The sequence below is a fragment of the Sphingomonas jaspsi DSM 18422 genome, from assembly GCF_000585415.1.
Classification (GTDB): domain Bacteria; phylum Pseudomonadota; class Alphaproteobacteria; order Sphingomonadales; family Sphingomonadaceae; genus Sphingomicrobium; species Sphingomicrobium jaspsi.
In genome coordinates, this window is the sequence record NZ_KK073876.1 from 1660162 (window position 1) to 1675721 (window position 15560).

At 63.7% G+C, this 15560-nt stretch carries 17 protein-coding genes and 2 tRNA genes; 16 read left to right on the forward strand and 3 right to left on the reverse strand.

Features of this window, described 5'->3' with window-relative positions; translation table 11 throughout:
- Nucleotides 1–48 precede the first annotated feature (48 nt).
- The 7 genes from G570_RS08570 (at nucleotide 49) to G570_RS08600 (ending at nucleotide 7106) form a co-directional block, all read left to right on the forward strand.
- On the forward strand, nucleotides 49–1110 hold the full coding sequence (locus G570_RS08570) for a DUF47 family protein (RefSeq protein WP_037504019.1): 1062 nt from the start codon (nucleotides 49–51) through the stop codon (nucleotides 1108–1110).
- Between the two features lie 17 nt (nucleotides 1111–1127).
- Nucleotides 1128–2144 (forward strand): inorganic phosphate transporter, encoded by a 1017-nt coding sequence (locus G570_RS08575; protein ID WP_037501224.1) that lies wholly within the window; start codon nucleotides 1128–1130, stop codon nucleotides 2142–2144.
- Between the two features lie 164 nt (nucleotides 2145–2308).
- Complete coding sequence (gene clpX, locus G570_RS08580; protein WP_037501226.1) at nucleotides 2309–3589, forward strand: ATP-dependent Clp protease ATP-binding subunit ClpX; 1281 nt, start codon at nucleotides 2309–2311, stop codon at nucleotides 3587–3589.
- Nucleotides 3590–4120: a hypothetical protein gene (locus G570_RS08585; RefSeq protein ID WP_037501228.1), complete on the forward strand. Its 531-nt coding sequence runs from the start codon at nucleotides 3590–3592 to the stop codon at nucleotides 4118–4120.
- 60 nt (nucleotides 4121–4180) lie between these two features.
- On the forward strand, nucleotides 4181–6580 hold the full coding sequence (gene lon, locus G570_RS08590; RefSeq protein ID WP_037504020.1) for an endopeptidase La: 2400 nt from the start codon (nucleotides 4181–4183) through the stop codon (nucleotides 6578–6580).
- Between the two features lie 105 nt (nucleotides 6581–6685).
- Complete coding sequence (locus G570_RS08595) at nucleotides 6686–6958, forward strand: HU family DNA-binding protein (RefSeq protein ID WP_037501231.1); 273 nt, start codon at nucleotides 6686–6688, stop codon at nucleotides 6956–6958.
- A gap of 73 nt (nucleotides 6959–7031) precedes the next feature.
- Nucleotides 7032–7106, forward strand: a tRNA-Val gene (locus tag G570_RS08600).
- 45 nt (nucleotides 7107–7151) lie between these two features.
- Here the strand turns inward: G570_RS08600 and G570_RS08605 are convergent.
- Nucleotides 7152–7868 (reverse strand): Crp/Fnr family transcriptional regulator, encoded by a 717-nt coding sequence (locus tag G570_RS08605; RefSeq protein ID WP_169731747.1) that lies wholly within the window; start codon nucleotides 7866–7868, stop codon nucleotides 7152–7154.
- A gap of 62 nt (nucleotides 7869–7930) precedes the next feature.
- A complete protein-coding gene (locus tag G570_RS08610) occupies nucleotides 7931–8383 on the reverse strand; it encodes an HIT family protein (protein ID WP_037501238.1) in 453 nt (150 codons plus the stop codon).
- Between the two features lie 73 nt (nucleotides 8384–8456).
- Between G570_RS08610 and G570_RS08615 the strand changes: the two genes are divergently transcribed.
- The 9 genes from G570_RS08615 (at nucleotide 8457) to G570_RS08650 (ending at nucleotide 14473) form a co-directional block, all read left to right on the forward strand.
- Nucleotides 8457–8533, forward strand: a tRNA-His gene (locus G570_RS08615).
- Nucleotides 8534–8588: 55 nt separating this feature from the next.
- On the forward strand, nucleotides 8589–9638 hold the full coding sequence (locus G570_RS08620) for a Glu/Leu/Phe/Val family dehydrogenase (RefSeq protein ID WP_037501241.1): 1050 nt from the start codon (nucleotides 8589–8591) through the stop codon (nucleotides 9636–9638).
- A gap of 71 nt (nucleotides 9639–9709) precedes the next feature.
- Entirely contained in the window at nucleotides 9710–10426 is a 717-nt protein-coding gene (gene ccmC, locus G570_RS08625; RefSeq protein WP_037501244.1) for a heme ABC transporter permease CcmC, read from the forward strand.
- On the forward strand, nucleotides 10423–10551 hold the full coding sequence (locus G570_RS13435) for a heme exporter protein CcmD (protein WP_084607629.1): 129 nt from the start codon (nucleotides 10423–10425) through the stop codon (nucleotides 10549–10551). Before ccmC ends, G570_RS13435 begins: the two co-directional genes overlap by 4 nt.
- Nucleotides 10551–10973: a cytochrome c maturation protein CcmE gene (gene ccmE, locus G570_RS08630; RefSeq protein WP_174377468.1), complete on the forward strand. Its 423-nt coding sequence runs from the start codon at nucleotides 10551–10553 to the stop codon at nucleotides 10971–10973. The genes G570_RS13435 and ccmE overlap by 1 nt, the downstream gene beginning before the upstream one ends.
- Nucleotides 10970–12904, forward strand: coding sequence for a heme lyase CcmF/NrfE family subunit (locus G570_RS08635; protein WP_051504208.1), 1935 nt, complete (start codon nucleotides 10970–10972; stop codon nucleotides 12902–12904). Before ccmE ends, G570_RS08635 begins: the two co-directional genes overlap by 4 nt.
- Nucleotides 12901–13428, forward strand: a complete 528-nt coding sequence (locus G570_RS08640; RefSeq protein WP_037501247.1) for a redoxin family protein — start codon at nucleotides 12901–12903, stop codon at nucleotides 13426–13428. Before G570_RS08635 ends, G570_RS08640 begins: the two co-directional genes overlap by 4 nt.
- The gene (locus G570_RS08645; protein WP_037501249.1) at nucleotides 13425–13835 is read left to right on the forward strand and encodes a cytochrome c-type biogenesis protein; all 411 of its coding nucleotides are present in this window, start codon (nucleotides 13425–13427) and stop codon (nucleotides 13833–13835) included. The genes G570_RS08640 and G570_RS08645 overlap by 4 nt, the downstream gene beginning before the upstream one ends.
- The gene (locus G570_RS08650; protein ID WP_051504209.1) at nucleotides 13832–14473 is read left to right on the forward strand and encodes a tetratricopeptide repeat protein; all 642 of its coding nucleotides are present in this window, start codon (nucleotides 13832–13834) and stop codon (nucleotides 14471–14473) included. The genes G570_RS08645 and G570_RS08650 overlap by 4 nt, the downstream gene beginning before the upstream one ends.
- Here the strand turns inward: G570_RS08650 and ald are convergent.
- Nucleotides 14458–15558, reverse strand: a complete 1101-nt coding sequence (gene ald, locus G570_RS08655; RefSeq protein ID WP_037501252.1) for an alanine dehydrogenase — start codon at nucleotides 15556–15558, stop codon at nucleotides 14458–14460. The genes G570_RS08650 and ald overlap by 16 nt on opposite strands.
- Nucleotides 15559–15560: the final 2 nt, after the last annotated feature.

Genomic DNA, 15560 nt, shown 5'->3' on the forward strand with positions numbered 1-15560 from the left:
GCCTTGCCGTACCGTACGGAAGGGAACGCGCTTGACGCGCCGGTTTCGATCCTTCTGGTGACCTCTCGCGATACCGGGCGCTGGGTCATTCCCAAGGGAAATTTCGCCAATACGACGCCGCCCCACGCCGCCGCGGCCCAGGAAGCCGAAGAAGAGGCGGGCGTTCTCGGATCGGTTTGCCCGACTCCGATCGGCTCGTTCCGCTACCGCAAACGCAAGGGCAGTGGTGCGTCCCTGATGGCGGACGTCGAGGTCTTTCCCTTGTCGGTCAGTCGCGAACTGGACGACTGGAAGGAAAAGGGCGAGCGCGAGCGGCGCTGGTTTACGCTGGCGGACGCAGCGAAGGCGGTTGACGAGCCGGACCTGCGCGACCTCATCCGATCGTTCAACGCAACCGAATTCAACCAGGCGGCCCGACGGCCAGGAATGCTGTCGTTCGTCGCCGAAAAATCGAAGGTAGGCCCCATGTTTGCATGGTTCCAGCGACTGCTTCCCAAGACCGGCAACTTCTTTGAACTTTTCGAAGCCCATGCGGTGGCAACCGTTGCCGCCGGCGATGCGATGGGACGCCTTGTCCAAGGTGGTCCCACCTTGCACGAAAATGCTCGCGAGATTTTCGAACGAGAAAATGACGCCGACCAGATCATCCGGGAAGTGTTGAAAACGGTCCGCGAAACATTCCTGACGCCGTTCGACCGCAGCGCGATTACCGCGCTCGTCGGCGCGATGGACAATGCCATCGACGAGATGCAGGCCGCCGCCTCGGCCATCGAATTGTACGAGGTCAAGGACTTCAGCCAGGAAATGAAGGACATGGCGGCGATCATCGTCGATAGCGCCCGCGTCGTATCCGAAGCGATGCCCCTGCTGCGCGACGTCGGGAAGAATGGCGGCCGCCTGCATGAATTGACCGAGCGACTGGTGCGTATGGAAGGTCATGCCGACGTCATCCATTCGGCGGGCCTGAAGGCCGCCTTCCAAGCCCATCGCAAAGGGGACGCGATCCAGTTCGTCGTCCAGCGCGAAATCTTCAAGCATCTGGAACGCATCGTCGACGCCTTTGAGGACGTCGCCAACGTCATCGACGGCATCGTCATCGACCATAGCTAAGGGCAGGGGCGCTACCCATGCATGAACTCGCCTTTCCGCTATTGGTCGGACTAGTCGTTCTGGCGCTGGCGTTCGACTTCCTGAACGGCCTCCACGACGCCGCCAATTCGATTGCCACGGTGGTCGCGACGAAGCTGTTGGGCCCCGTGCAGGCCGTCGCCTTCGCTGCATTCTTCAACTTCGCGGCCTATTTCCTGATGCTGTGGTTCCCGACCCTGCACAAGGTTGCGGATACGATCGGCAAAGGCCTGATCGACAAGGACCTTGTCACGCCGGCGGTCGTGTTCGGCGCGCTGGTCGGGGCGATGTTCTGGAATGTGGTGACGTGGCTGAAGGGCATACCCTCATCGTCCAGCCATGCGCTGGTCGGCGGCATCGTCGGCGCCGGGCTGGCAAAGGCAGGTCTCGATGGCATCCAGTGGAGCGGCTTGAGCAAGACGCTGTTGTTCATCCCGCTTGCGCCCCTGATCGGCATGACGGTCGCGATGCTGGTTATGTTGGTGAGCAGTTGGTTCGCGATCAGAGAATCGGCGCGCGGCGCAGAACGCACCTTTAAGGCCCTTCACCTCGTGTCGGCTGCGGCCTATTCGACCGGTCACGGCCTCAACGATGCGCAAAAGACCATGGGGATCATCACGGTCCTGCTTTATTCGACCGGCTACCTGCACGGCGAATTCGCTGTTCCGCACTGGGTAGCGCTCAGTTGCTACGTCGCCATAGGTCTGGGCACGCTGACCGGCGGCTGGAAGATCATCGAAACGATGGGCAGCCGCATCACCAAGCTTTCGCAGCACCAGGGTTTCGCGGCGTCGACCGGCGGATCGATCATGTTGTTCGGGGCCAGCGCCGCCGGCATCCCCGTCTCGACCACCCACACCATAACGGGCGCGGTGATCGGCGCAGGCGTGGCGCGGCGCGCTTCGGCCGTGCGGTGGGGAGTGGCGCAAAGCGTGGTGATGGCGTGGATCATCACCATTCCATGCTCGGCGGTCGTCGCTGCCGCCTTTTATTGGCTCACGACGCTATTCGGCTGATGCGACCCTTGTGGGAGCCAGACGTGACCGCCATATTGCGCCAAGTGACCGGTTCGCAACGGAGCGGTCGTTAACTGCCTTTGGTAGTTTGATTGTATGGAAAAGCGGGTTAGCATGGCCCGCCGGTCGCCCTGCGGCCTGTGAAGGTGAAGACAAGGACATATATGACCAAGCTCCAAGGTGGCGGCGACAGCAAGAGCACGCTTTACTGCAGCTTCTGTGGCAAGTCGCAGCATGAGGTGCGCAAGCTCATCGCCGGCCCGACCGTCTTCATCTGCGACGAATGCGTCGAACTGTGCAACGACATCATCCGCGAGGAAACCAAGTCGTCGCTGGTTAAGAGCCGCGACGGCGTGCCGACGCCGAGCGAGATCTACAGCGTCCTCGACGATTATGTGATCGGCCAGCAGCGCGCCAAGCGCGTCCTGTCGGTGGCCGTCCACAACCATTACAAGCGCCTGTCGCACGGCCAGAAGGGCGCCGGTGACGTCGAGTTGGCCAAGTCGAACATCCTGCTGATCGGCCCGACCGGTTGCGGCAAGACGTTGCTGGCGCAGACGCTGGCGCGCATCCTCGACGTGCCGTTCACCATGGCCGACGCCACGACGCTGACCGAAGCCGGTTACGTCGGCGAGGATGTCGAAAACATCATCCTGAAGCTGCTGCAGGCCAGCGACTATAATGTCGAAAAGGCCCAGCGCGGCATCGTCTACATCGACGAAATCGACAAGATCTCTCGCAAGAGCGACAATCCGTCGATCACCCGCGACGTATCGGGCGAAGGCGTGCAGCAGGCCCTGCTGAAACTGATGGAAGGCACTACGGCTTCCGTCCCGCCGCAAGGCGGCCGCAAGCATCCGCAGCAGGAATTCCTTCAGGTCGACACCACCAATATCCTGTTCATTTGCGGCGGCGCCTTTGCAGGCCTCGAGAAGATCATCGGCGATCGCCTGCAGGGCAAGTCGATCGGCTTCGGCGCGCATGTCGCGGCGCCTGAAGAACGTCGCACCGGTGCCGTGCTGAAATCGACCGAGCCGGAAGATCTGATGAAGTTCGGCCTCATCCCCGAATTCATCGGCCGTATGCCGGTCATCGCAACCTTGGAAGACCTCGATGAAACCGCGCTGGTCAAGATTCTGGTCGAGCCGAAGAACGCCCTGGTCAAGCAGTATCAGAAACTGTTCGACATGGAGGATGTCGAGCTGAAGTTCAGCGACGACGCGCTGGCGGCGGTGGCCAAGAAGGCGATCGAACGCAAAACCGGCGCGCGCGGCCTTCGCTCGATCCTGGAAGGCATCCTGCTCGACACCATGTTCGACCTGCCTTCGATGGAGGGCGTCGACGAAGTCCATGTCGACAAGGATGTGGTCGGCGGATCGAAGGAACCGGTCCGCGTCTATTCCAAGAAGGAAAAGACGGCCTCCTCGGGCGGCGACGCCGCCTAAATGGAGTCTGCTCCGAGCGAGCCGCACCGGCTCTTTGACGACAGCTTGCTGCGGATATTCCCGAAGCCGATCCGCGAACCGCGGCGGGCGTGGCTGGCGATCCCGCTGGCCTATGTGCTTAGCATCGGTGGCAGCCTGTTGCTTGCCTCGCTGGTTCAGAATATCGGCCCGGCGTTGGAAACGCCCAAATTCCCCATGCAGGGCGGGACCGCGCTGTTCGCGTTGGTCGTGTTCGCGCCGGTTGTCGAGACCTTCATCATGGCCGGGTTCATCACCTTGTTCCGGATGGTCATGCGCGACGACCTGGCGGTCCTGGCGAGTGCCATCGGCTGGGGCGTCGCCCATTCGCTCGAAGCTGCTGCCTGGGGCCTCACCATCTGGTGGCCTTTCCTCATCTTCTCGACGCTCTACGTCGTATGGCGCCAGCGCAGTTTCGGCACCGCGATCGTCGTCGTCGCCGCGACGCATGGGCTGCAGAACCTGGTCCCCGCGCTTACTGTCGCCTATCCCGGTCTGCTACCCGGGCTTTAGACCCGCTTTGCCCGGGCGGCGCGTGTTGCAACGCGGTTGCGACGGTCCCATATGGACCTCATGACACTGACCCTCCCGATCCTTCCCCTGCGCGACATTGTCGTTTTCCCGCATCGCATCGTTCCGTTGTTCGTAGGGCGCGAAAAGTCGGTGGCGGCGCTCGAAGCGGCGATGAAGGCCGACAAGCAGCTGTTCCTCGTCGCGCAACTCGATCCGTCCGAGGACGAGCCCGATCGGGACGCGATGTACGACCTTGGCGTCGTCGCGACGGCCATGCAGCTGCTCAAACTGCCCGACGGCACCGTTCGCGTGCTGGTGGAAGGTGCACAGCGCGCGCGACTGGTCAATCTCGTCGATGCGGACGGATACCAGGCCGCTGAAGTCGAAATGGTCGACGAAGAGGCGTCGGACGATGTCGAGGCGACCGCACTGATGCGCTCGGTCATCGACCAGTTCGAAAATTACGCCAAGCTCAACAAGCGCCTGCCGGCCGAAACCGCCATGCAACTTGGCGAGATCGAGGACGCGTCGATCCTGGCGGACGCGGTCGCATCCAACCTGTCGGTCAAGGTCAGCGACAAGCAGGCGCTGCTCGGCGAACTCAATCCCGCACGCCGCCTGGAAATGGTGTTCGCCTTCATGGAGGGCGAGCTAGGCGTCCTGCAGGTCGAAAAGAAGATCCGCAGCCGCGTGAAGCGGCAGATGGAGAAGACGCAGCGCGAATATTACCTCAACGAACAGTTGAAGGCGATCCAGCGCGAACTCGGCAATGAAGGCGAGGATGGCGGCGACGAGCTCAACGAGCTGGCCGCCAAGATCCGCAAAACGCGGCTCAGCAAGGAAGCCAAGGCCAAGGCCAATGCCGAGCTCAAGAAGCTGCGCGCGATGGCTCCGATGTCGGCCGAAGCGACCGTGGCCCGCAATTACCTCGACGTGCTCCTCGGCCTGCCGTGGGGCAAGAAGAGCCGCCTGAAGCGCGATATCGAAGAGGCGCAGGCGGTGCTCGACGAGGACCATTACGGCCTTGAGAAAGTCAAGGATCGAATCATCGAATATCTCGCCGTTCAGGCGCGCACCAACCGGCTGAAGGGGCCCATCCTGTGCCTCGTCGGCCCGCCGGGTGTCGGCAAGACCTCTCTCGGCCGCTCGATCGCGCGAGCGACGGGTCGCGAATTCGTGCGCCAGTCACTGGGCGGCGTGCGCGATGAGGCGGAGATCCGAGGCCATCGGCGGACCTACATTGGCTCGCTGCCGGGCAAGATCATGTCGAACCTGAAGAAAGCGGGAACGAGCAATCCGCTGTTCCTGCTCGACGAAATCGACAAGCTCGGCCAGGACTTCCGCGGCGATCCGGCATCGGCGCTGCTCGAGGTGCTGGACCCCGAACAAAACAGCAAGTTCCAGGATCATTACCTCGAACTCGACTATGACCTGAGCGACGTCATGTTCGTAACGACCGCCAATTCGCTCGACATGCCGCAACCGCTGCTCGACCGCATGGAGATCATCCGGCTCGAAGGCTACACCGAGGATGAGAAGGTCGAGATTTCGAAGCGCCACCTCATCCCGAAGCAGATGGAGGCGCACGGCCTGAAGGATGACGAGCTTACCTTCACCGACGAGGGGTTGCGCACCGTCATCCGCCACTACACCCGCGAGGCTGGCGTGCGTACGCTGGAGCGCGAACTGGCAAAGGTCGCGCGCAAGTCGCTTCGCCGGATCCTCGAGCATAAGGTCGACAAGGTCGAACTGACGGCGGACAATGTCGCCGAATTCCTCGGCGTGCGGCGGTTCCGCCACGGCATGGGCGAGGAAGAGGACCAGGTCGGCGCGGTCACCGGCCTCGCCTGGACCGAAGTCGGCGGCGAACTACTGACCATCGAAGCCGTGACTGTCCCGGGCAAGGGCCAGATCAAGACGACCGGCAAGCTCGGCGAAGTGATGCAGGAGTCGATCCAGACCGCGATGAGCCTGGTAAAGGCGCGCTCGCCGTCATACGGCGTCAAGCCGTCGCTGTTCGCGCGCAAGGACATTCACGTCCATTTGCCCGAAGGTGCAGTGCCCAAGGACGGGCCGTCCGCCGGCATCGGCATGGTCACGGCGATGATTTCGACGCTGACCGGCATCCCGGTGCGCCGCGATGTCGCTATGACCGGCGAAGTCACGCTGAGGGGGAGGGTGCTCCCGATCGGCGGGCTGAAAGAAAAGCTGCTCGCGGCGCTTCGCGGCGGGATTAAGACCGTGCTCATTCCGGCTGAAAACGAGAAGGATCTGGCCGACATCCCGGCGTCGATCCGCGAAGGGCTGGAGATCGTGCCGGTCAAGCATGTCGACGAAGTGCTGGTGCGAGCATTGGCGCAGGCGATCGAACCGATCGAATGGACCGATGCGGACGAACAGGCGACCGAACCGGCTATCGCTCCGCAGGTCGCACCGGGATCGCCCACCGTCCGCCACTAACCTTTCGTCGATCACTTTGACTCATGGCGCTGGAATTGGGTTAAAAGCGCCTTTCCTTTCCATGCGAGCCGAGTCTCGCGATGCTGATGCGGGAGCCCATAAGCGATGAACAAGCAGGAACTCATCGGCCACGTCGCGGATCGCGCCGGGCTGTCGCGCAACGATGCCAGCCGGGCGATCGAGACGATGCTCGAGGTCGTCACGTCGGCGCTGAAGCGCGGGGATGAGGTTCGCCTGGTCGGCTTCGGCAATTTCTCGGTAACGCGGCGCAAGGCTTCGACGGGGCGCAACCCGCGTACGGGCGAGCCGATGCAGATCAAGGCGACTTCGCAGCCCAAGTTCCGGCCCGGCAAGGTCCTGAAAGACGCCGTCCAATAAAAGTCCGGCACGAGGATGCGGTGGGGCTGGACACCGCCATAACGCTCGCCTAATGGCCCCGGACCGGTTTTCCGGGCGCGTAGCTCAGCGGTAGAGCACACCCTTCACACGGGTGGGGTCACAGGTTCAATCCCTGTCGCGCCCACCATTTTCCAACGGGCCGCATGTCGATCGCTGACGTGCGGCCCGTTTGCTATCCAAGATAGTCGGGTTGGAATTGGGCGAGCCGGCGGAGTTCGTTCCAGTCCGTGAACGCGATCTCGCGACCGTTGCGTACAATCATTCCAAGCCGTTCGAGTTCAGCCATCACGCGATTGACGTTGACCGATGTCTGGCCAGTGATGTCTGCGATATGCTGCTGCGTGAACGGGTTGACCATCGATTCATGGTCGATGTCGAGGTTCATCCGGGTTGCCGTCTCGCACAGCAGGTGGGCAACCCTCGCGGTAGAGTCGCGACGCCCGGTATTCACCAACCATTCGTACCCGATGCTGTTGTGGCGCTGGACCAGTTTCCAGAAAAAGCGGGCCAGTTCCGGATTTGCATCGACCAGCGGATCGAAGTCGCTGGCCTTGCCGACCATGACCTCGCTGCGCACGATCGCCTGCACGCCATAATCGGTGGTCCCTTCCCGCGGCAGGATGCCGTCGCCCGGGAAACGGAGCGCGACGATCTGCCGCTTTCCGCTACTGTCGGCTTTGAACTTGGCGAGCAGGCCGCTGCGGACGAACATCACCTCGTCGCGCGCAACACCGGCTTCGCGAAACGGCCTTCGCGGTTCCACGTGAACGAGCCTGTGCGGCATCGAATCCAGAATGTCGGCGAGCCGCGGCTCCAGCCCGGCTTCAATTAGCCGCTCCCGAAGCGCGACCCCGTTTTCGCCCAAAGAACGGACGTGTCGAGTCGTCATTGTCATCTCCCCGATCGAGAGATGCGGCGGCCTGAAATTTTGCGCAACCTATATTAAAAAGGTTAATTTCCTGGCGACCACAATGATGGCTCCTTCAGCGCCGCGACCATCGAGATGATTTGGTCTTGCGTGAGAGCCTGGCCCGACTTGAGGTCCGGCGGTCCTGGCCATGCGGTATCCGCCATGCTGACACCCGCTACCGTGCGCTCACCTTCGTAGCGCGGAAAGATGTGGAAGTGGACGTGCGGATCGACCATCATCAGCATTAGGTAATTGATCCGCTGGTATGCCACCGCGCGTCGCAACATTTGTTCGAGGTCGTGGGTGATGATGCCGAGCTCAGCATGGGCGCCCGCAGGCAGGTCGCCGAACGCCCGCGCATCGGACTTGGCGGCGAGCACCAGCGATCCGGCGGTGACTTGGGTGGGCCGGAGCATCAACAACCAATGGCGATAATCCCTTAGCCTCGTTTCCGGGTAGCCGAATTTCATGATCGTGGCGTTGACCTGGTCCATTCGTCCACCATCGCTTGCATATTGGAAAAGTCGACCTTAAGGAGCGCGGCCAAGCCATCCAAGGCATTTCACGGCGATCGTAGCTCAGTTGGTTAGAGCATCGGTTTGTGGTACCGAGGGTCGCGGGTTCAAGTCCCGTCGATCGCCCCATTTTCCCTTGGCCGGACGGGTTTTTGTCCAGGCCGGGCAGGCAGTTAGGCGATCCATGAACACTCCCTGGGGCTACCCCGACTTCGACGCGCACGAAGCGCTTCACTTTGTCACCGACGAAGCCACCGGCCTTCGCGCGATCATCGCGATGCATTCGACCCACCTTGGTCCGGCGGCTGGCGGAACGCGGTTCTGGCATTATGCCGACGATGCCGATGCACTGACGGACGCGCTGCGCCTGTCCCGGGGGATGAGTTATAAGAATGCCATGGCGGGACTGCCGCTCGGCGGCGGCAAGGCGGTCATCCTCGCCGATGGAAACCGGACGAAGACCGACGCCATGGTCGCGGCGTTCGGCAAGGCGATCGATCGCCTCGGCGGCAACTATGTCACCGCCGAAGACGTCGGAATGAGCGTCAAGGACATGATGACGATCGCCGGCCAAACGAAATATGTCGCGGGCCTCCCGGTCGAAGGGGGTGCTGTGGGTGGCGATCCCGGGCCGCATACCTCGCTTGGGGTGTTCCTCGGCATCAAGGCGGCGGTCAAGCGGGCGCTGGGCAAGGACAGCCTGTCGGGGCTTCATCTCGCCCTTCAGGGCGCCGGCAGCGTTGCAGGCGGCGTAGCGCGCCATGCCGCTGCGGAAGGCGCCAGGCTGTCGATCGCAGACGTGGATGCGACGCGGGCTGCGGCCCTCGCCGCGGAAACGGGCGGCACGGTCGTCGACCCGACCGACATTCTCGGCCTTGAGGCCGACGTGGTCAGCCCCTGTGCGCTCGGCGCCATTCTGACCGAGGAGACGATTGCGGCCCTCAAGGCGCCGATCGTCGCCGGCGGCGCCAACAACCAGCTGAAGACGCAAGAAGACGGCCGTCGCCTGCAGGCGCGCGGCATTCTTTATGCGCCGGACTATGTCATCAATGCCGGCGGCATCATTAATGTGTCGACCGAATATGTCCGGGACGGTGGACCGGAACTGGTGCGTCAGCGGATCGAAGCGATCCCCGCACGGCTGGAAAATATCTGGGCGGAAAGCGCCGCCAGCGGGCGCGACCCGGCGGCGGTGGCCGACGCCATGGCGCAGCAGCTGATCGGCCGCGGCTAAGCCGGTTTAGCCAATATCGATGAAGGTCGATTGAAGCGGGCGCAGGCCTCGGCTAGGGCTGTTGCATCAGTATGCACGGTTACGCCAATCCCGCCCGTTTCCTGAAGTTCGCCCGCCCGGCAACCGGCTGGCTGCTAAGCATTGGTGCGCTGTTGATCGCGGTGGGCTGTTACAGCGGCCTGTTCGTCACGCCCCCGGATTATCTGCAGGGTGACACGGCCCGTATCCTCTACATCCATGTGCCGGCCGCCTGGCTTGGCATGGCGGGCTGGGGATCGATCGCCGCAGCGTCGATCAGCCAACTGGTCTGGCGGCACCCGCTGGCGGCGGTCGCCGGACGTGCCGTTGCACCGGCGGGCGCGACCTTTGCCGCCATTTGTCTCGCAACGGGCTCGATCTGGGGCCGCCCGGCATGGGGAACCTGGTGGGAATGGGACGGGCGGCTGACCTCTATGCTCGTCCTGTTCTTTCTCTACCTGGGCTACATCGCGCTGGCATCGGCCGAACGAGAGCGGGGTGGGGAGGGACGCATGACCGCCATTTTCGGATTGGTCGGCGCGGTCAACCTGCCGATCATCCATTATTCGGTGCTGTGGTGGAATACCCTCCATCAGGCCCAATCCATCAGCCTCACCGGATCGAAGATCGCGCCCGAACTACTTTGGCCGCTGCCGTTCACCATGATCGGGTTTACGGCGCTGTTCGCCGCGCTCGTCCTGATGCGGATGCGCGGCGAGCTTGCGCGGACACGGCTTGAAGCCAGACTGCGCAGGAGTGCCGTCGAATGAACCATTGGGCGTTTGTCACGGCCGCTTATGCCGTCACATTGCTGGCCACCGGCGGGCTGACGATATGGAGTTGGCTGTCGATGCGCAGGGCGGAAGCCGCGTCCGACGCGGTGAAGCGCCGCTGATGGTCAAGGCAAAGCATCAGCGGTTGATCCTCGTCAGCCTTGCCCTGGTCGCGCTGATCGGGGCCGTGCTCCTGGCGATGTGGGGATTGCAGGACCGCGCAGCCTATTTCGTCACCCCCAGCGACATTGCGGCGGGCAAGGGGCGTGACGGTGCTGCGCTCCGACTGGGCGGAATGGTCGTCAAAGGTTCACTGGCGCGCGATCCCGACGGCCTGACCATCCGTTTCAAAGTCAGCGACACCAAGAAGGAAACGCCGGTGCTGTTTCGCGGCATCACTCCCGACCTGTTCAAAGAAGGCAATGGGGCAGTGGCGGAAGGGCGACTGGGACCCGACGGCGTATTCGTCGCGGACACCATCCTGGCGAAGCATGACGAGCGGTACATGCCGCCGCAAATGGCCAAGGAGGCATCCGCCAAGTGATTGCGGAGGCCGGACTTGCTGCCCTGTGGCTGGCGGCGGCGCTTACCGCGCTGCAATTGGCCCTGTCGCTCGGCATCGCCGGGCCGGTGGGCCGTGAAGTTCGGACGATCCGCGGCGTGTCGATCGCGCAGGCGGTCATGACCCTGACGGCGTTCGGCCTGTTGATCCTGCTGTTCCTGCGTTCGGACATGAGCGTGCTGCTGGTGGCGGAGAACAGCCACAGCCAGAAGCCATGGCTGTACAAGTTCGCCGGAACCTGGGGCAATCATGAAGGCTCCATGCTGCTGTGGGTCAGCGTCCTGTCGGTCAGCGGCGCGGCACTCGCCCTGTTGGAGCGCAGGCTTTCGGACCAGACGTTGAGTGCCAGCATCGGCGCGCAGGCCGCGCTGGGCCTGGGCTTCTTCGCCTTCCTGCTGTTCGCGTCCAACCCTTTCGAGCGGCTGGACTCTGCACCGGTCGATGGCCGCGGCCTGAACCCGCTGCTGCAGGACCCGGGTTTAGCCTTCCACCCGCCGACCCTTTACCTAGGCTATGTCGGCCTGTCGGTGGCGTTCAGCCTGGCAGTTGCCGGACTGCTTCGCCGCGATGTCGGGCCCGACATCGCCCGTGCGATGCGGCCGTGGGTGCTCGGCGCGTGGGTCCTGCTGACCATCGGCATCACCGCCGGCAGCTATTGGGCCTATTACGAACTGGGTTGGGGCGGATGGTGGTTCTGGGACCCGGTCGAAAACGCCTCGCTGATGCCTTGGCTGGCGGCGACTGCACTTCTCCATAGCGTCAACGTGCTGGCGGCGAGGGGCGGCCTTCGCGCATGGACCATGATGCTGGCGCTGGTCGCCTTTTCGATGTCGATGGTCGGCACTTTCCTGGTTCGCTCGGGCATCCTGACGTCGGTTCATGCTTTCGCCGTCGATCCGGAACGCGGCGCCTTCATCCTGGCGCTGCTGGCGATTTACATCGGCGCGGCGCTGACCCTGTTCGCGCTGCGCGTCGCCCATGTGAAGGAAGGCGCGCCGTTCGAGATCGTCAGCCGTGAAGGCGGCTTGGTCGCTAACAATCTCCTGCTGTCGGTCATTCTCGGCGTGGTCTTCGTCGGAACGCTCTACCCGTTGATCGCAGAGGCGCTGACCGGCGACAAATTGTCAGTCGGTCCGCCCTATTTCAACGCGGTCGCGACGCCGATGGCGTTGACCATGGCCGCGCTGATGATGATCGCGCCGCAGCTGCGCTGGCGACGGGACTCGGCAGCGATCCTGCCCCGCCTGTTGCCGGGCTTGCTGGTGGCGCTTGCGGCACTTGTGATCAGCCTTTGGCTCGCGCCGCAGATCGGCCTGATCGAGCGGTCGGCGCTCGCCATCGGCCTTGGTCTCGTTCCAGCCAGCCTCCTGCCGCTGATCGGTCGATCCCTAAGGCGTACGCCACTTGCCACTTGGGGCATGGTCATCGCGCATTTGGGTGTTGCGCTGTCGATCATCGGCGCCGCCAGCAACAGTGCGTTCACGGTCGAAGTGCTCCACGCGGCAAAGCCCGGCGAGCAGGTGCAGGTCGGCCCTTGGCTGATCGAATTCCGCGGCGTGAGACCGGCCGTCGGCCCGAACTACACCGCGATCGAAGGCGAATTGCGGGCGACGCGCGGCAACGGGGTATCGGTACTCCATCCGCAAAGCCGCTATTTTACCTCGCCGCCGACCACCACCAATGAGGCCGGGATCGAGACCTTCTGGAACGGACAGCTTTACCTGGTGCTGGGTGAAGAGGGCGAGGGCGGCAAATGGCAGCTGCGGCTGTGGTGGAAGCCGTTTGTGACCCTGATCTGGCTGGGCGGCGCGTTCATCGCGCTGGGCGGCCTGCTGGCGTTGCTCGGCCGCTGGTGGAAAGGCCGATCGAACCGGACAGACAAGACGCCGAAGCGCAGGAAGGGCTATCGATGAGCCGTGCCTTGCGCTTCGCCCCGCTGATCGTCCTGCTGCTCTTCGTGGCGGCAGTTGTATGGCGCCTTGCTGTTCCAGTGGATCAAAAGGTGCCGTCGCGGCTCATCGGCAAGCCGCTTCCCGCCTTCGCGCTGGTTGCGGGCGTTCCCGGCAAGCCGGGCCTGAAATCCACCGATCTGGCTCTGGGCCAACCGCGCATCGTCAACCTGTTCGCAAGTTGGTGCGTGCCCTGCGCCGGCGAAGCGCCGCAATTGCAAGCCTTGAAGCAAGCCGGCGTCCCGATTGACGCCATCGCCATTCGCGACCGCTCGGTCGATATTCAGGCGTTCCTGACCCGCTACGGCGACCCGTTCGACCGGATCGGCAGCGACCCGGAAAGCCGCGTTCAGCTGGCTTTGGGGTCGGCGGGCGTGCCCGAAAGCTTCGTCGTCGATGGTCGGGGCGTCATCCGATACCAACATATCGGACCGATCGAACCGGACGACGTGCCGCGCCTGATCCAGGAAATGGAGCGTGCGCAATGAGGCTTACGGTCCTTGTCCTTGCCTTGCTGGCAGCGACGCCCGTCATGGCCGACAGCGATTTGCCGGCGGCGCGCTGGGCCAATGAGCAACTGCCCGACCCTGCGCAGGAGGCCGAAGCGTCGAAGCTCATGGCTGAACTGCGCTGCCTGGTCTGCCAGGGGCAGGCGATTTCCGATAGCAACGCCGAAATGGCCGGCGACATGCGCGCGCTGGTGCGGACGCGGATTGCGTCCGGCCAATCGCAGGAACAGGTCCGCACCTACCTGATCGAGCGCTATGGCGACTGGATTAGCTACAATCCGCCGGTCGAGCCCAAGACCTGGCCTTTGTGGCTGGCGCCGCTGGTCATGCTGGCAGCGGGTGCGCTGTTGCTTCGCAAACGACTGGTCCGGAGGCGGTCCCCATGATGGCCTATGCGACGTTGGCGATTTTCGTGTTCGTCATTCTGGGCGGCCTATGGCTGGCGCGCATTCGCGGCCCGATCATGACGATGATCGCGGCAGCCCTGATGTTTGGCTGTGCGGGCTATGCGCTGCAAGGCCGGCCGACCTTGGAAGGCAGCCCGCGTGAATTTGCCGAACGGCCCGCGCCGCTGCCGCTGACCGGCGCGCGCCAGGCATTGCTCGGCCAGTTCGACCCCAGCGACAATTGGCTCAACATGGCCGATGCCCTCTCTGCACGCGGAAAGCCCAGTGAGGCTGCCGCGTTGCTTGCCAAGCAGGTCGAGCGGCATCCGGGCGACTTCAAATTGTGGATCGGTCTGGGCAATGCGTTGGCAGACCATGCTCAAACGCTCACGCCGGCGGCCCGCCTGGCCTATCGTCGCGCGGCGGAGCTGGCACCGGGGCACCCGGCGCCCGGTTTTTTCCTCGGACTGGCCGAGGCACGCTCCGGCAATCCCGAGGCGGCGCGACAAATCTGGTCGGATATCCTGCGAACCGCGCCTGCCGACGCCAGTTGGCGTCCCCTCATCGAGCAGGGCGTCATCGCCACCGGCGGGAGCGTTACGCCCCCGCCAGCAACAAAGGGTCAGGCCGGCTCGTAAGCGAGGCCGAGCGCCTCGGCGACGGCTTCGTGGCGGACCTTTCCGTCCGATACGTTTAGGCCGTTGGCGAGGTGCGGATCTTCCGCCATCGCCTTCTTGGCGCCGAGGTTGGCGAGCTTCAGCGCGAACGGCAGCGTCGCGTTGTTAAGCGCGAAGGTCGAGGTCCGCGCAACCGCACCCGGCATATTGGCGACGCAGTAGTGAATGACGCCGTCGATCTCGTAGACCGGGTTGTCGTGGGTGGTCGCCTTCGACGTTTCGAAGCAGCCGCCCTGATCGATCGCGATGTCGACCAGCACCGAACCGCGCTTCATGGTCTTGAGCTGATCGCGAGTGACGAGCTTGGGTGCCGCTGCGCCGGGAACCAGCACCGCACCGATGACCAGCTCGGCTTCCTGGATCGCCTGCGCGATCGCGGCCTTAGAGGCGAAGGCGGTCTTGATCTGGCTGCCGAAATGCATGTCGAGTTCGGCAAGGCGGTCGTTGTTGATGTCGTAGATGGTGACGTCGGCGCGCTGGCCGGTCGCAATCTGGGCGGCGTTGATGCCGGCGACACCGCCGCCGAGGATGGCAACCTTGGCCGGGGCCACGCCCGGAACGCCGCCGAGAAGGACGCCGCGGCCGCCTTGTTCCTTTTCGAGGTAGTGCGCGCCGACCTGGACCGACATGCGGCCGGCGACTTCGCTCATCGGCTTCAGCAGCGGCAGTGCACCCGACCGCGACGTGACCGTTTCATAGGCGATACAGGTCGCGCCCGACGCAATCAGGCCTTTCGCCTGTTCGGGGTCGGGGGCCAGGTGGAGGTAGGTGAACAGCAGGTGGTGCGGGCGGAGGCGCGCGATTTCGACCGGCTGCGGCTCCTTGACCTTGACGATCATTTCGGCCGTTTCGAACACGTCGTCAGCCGTCGGCAGGATCGTCGCGCCCGCCTGCTGATAGGCCTTGTCCGAAAAATCGATGCCCATGCCGGCATTGGTCTCGACAAACACCTCATGACCGGCCGCTACCAATTCAGCGACCGAGGCGGGGGTCAGGCCGACCCGGTATTCGTGGTTCTTGATTTCCTTGAGGACACCGACGCGCATCT

What these genes read in the sequence shown, in the direction of transcription:
- G570_RS08585 (WP_037501228.1), top strand. Translation starts at nt 3,590, where the DNA reads ATGGAGTCTGCTCCGAGCGAGCCGCACCGGCTCTTTGACGACAGCTTG.
- G570_RS08610 (WP_037501238.1), bottom strand. Translation starts at nt 8,383, where the DNA reads ATGGACCAGGTCAACGCCACGATCATGAAATTCGGCTACCCGGAAACG.
- G570_RS08645 (WP_037501249.1), top strand. Translation starts at nt 13,425, where the DNA reads ATGAGGCTTACGGTCCTTGTCCTTGCCTTGCTGGCAGCGACGCCCGTC.
- G570_RS08595 (WP_037501231.1), top strand. Translation starts at nt 6,686, where the DNA reads ATGAACAAGCAGGAACTCATCGGCCACGTCGCGGATCGCGCCGGGCTG.
- ccmC (WP_037501244.1), top strand. Translation starts at nt 9,710, where the DNA reads ATGCACGGTTACGCCAATCCCGCCCGTTTCCTGAAGTTCGCCCGCCCG.
- G570_RS08650 (WP_051504209.1), top strand. Translation starts at nt 13,832, where the DNA reads ATGATGGCCTATGCGACGTTGGCGATTTTCGTGTTCGTCATTCTGGGC.
- ald (WP_037501252.1), bottom strand. Translation starts at nt 15,558, where the DNA reads ATGCGCGTCGGTGTCCTCAAGGAAATCAAGAACCACGAATACCGGGTC.
- G570_RS08640 (WP_037501247.1), top strand. Translation starts at nt 12,901, where the DNA reads ATGAGCCGTGCCTTGCGCTTCGCCCCGCTGATCGTCCTGCTGCTCTTC.
- G570_RS08620 (WP_037501241.1), top strand. Translation starts at nt 8,589, where the DNA reads ATGAACACTCCCTGGGGCTACCCCGACTTCGACGCGCACGAAGCGCTT.
- ccmE (WP_174377468.1), top strand. Translation starts at nt 10,551, where the DNA reads ATGGTCAAGGCAAAGCATCAGCGGTTGATCCTCGTCAGCCTTGCCCTG.
- clpX (WP_037501226.1), top strand. Translation starts at nt 2,309, where the DNA reads ATGACCAAGCTCCAAGGTGGCGGCGACAGCAAGAGCACGCTTTACTGC.
- G570_RS08605 (WP_169731747.1), bottom strand. Translation starts at nt 7,868, where the DNA reads ATGACGACTCGACACGTCCGTTCTTTGGGCGAAAACGGGGTCGCGCTT.
- G570_RS13435 (WP_084607629.1), top strand. Translation starts at nt 10,423, where the DNA reads ATGAACCATTGGGCGTTTGTCACGGCCGCTTATGCCGTCACATTGCTG.
- G570_RS08575 (WP_037501224.1), top strand. Translation starts at nt 1,128, where the DNA reads ATGCATGAACTCGCCTTTCCGCTATTGGTCGGACTAGTCGTTCTGGCG.
- lon (WP_037504020.1), top strand. Translation starts at nt 4,181, where the DNA reads ATGACACTGACCCTCCCGATCCTTCCCCTGCGCGACATTGTCGTTTTC.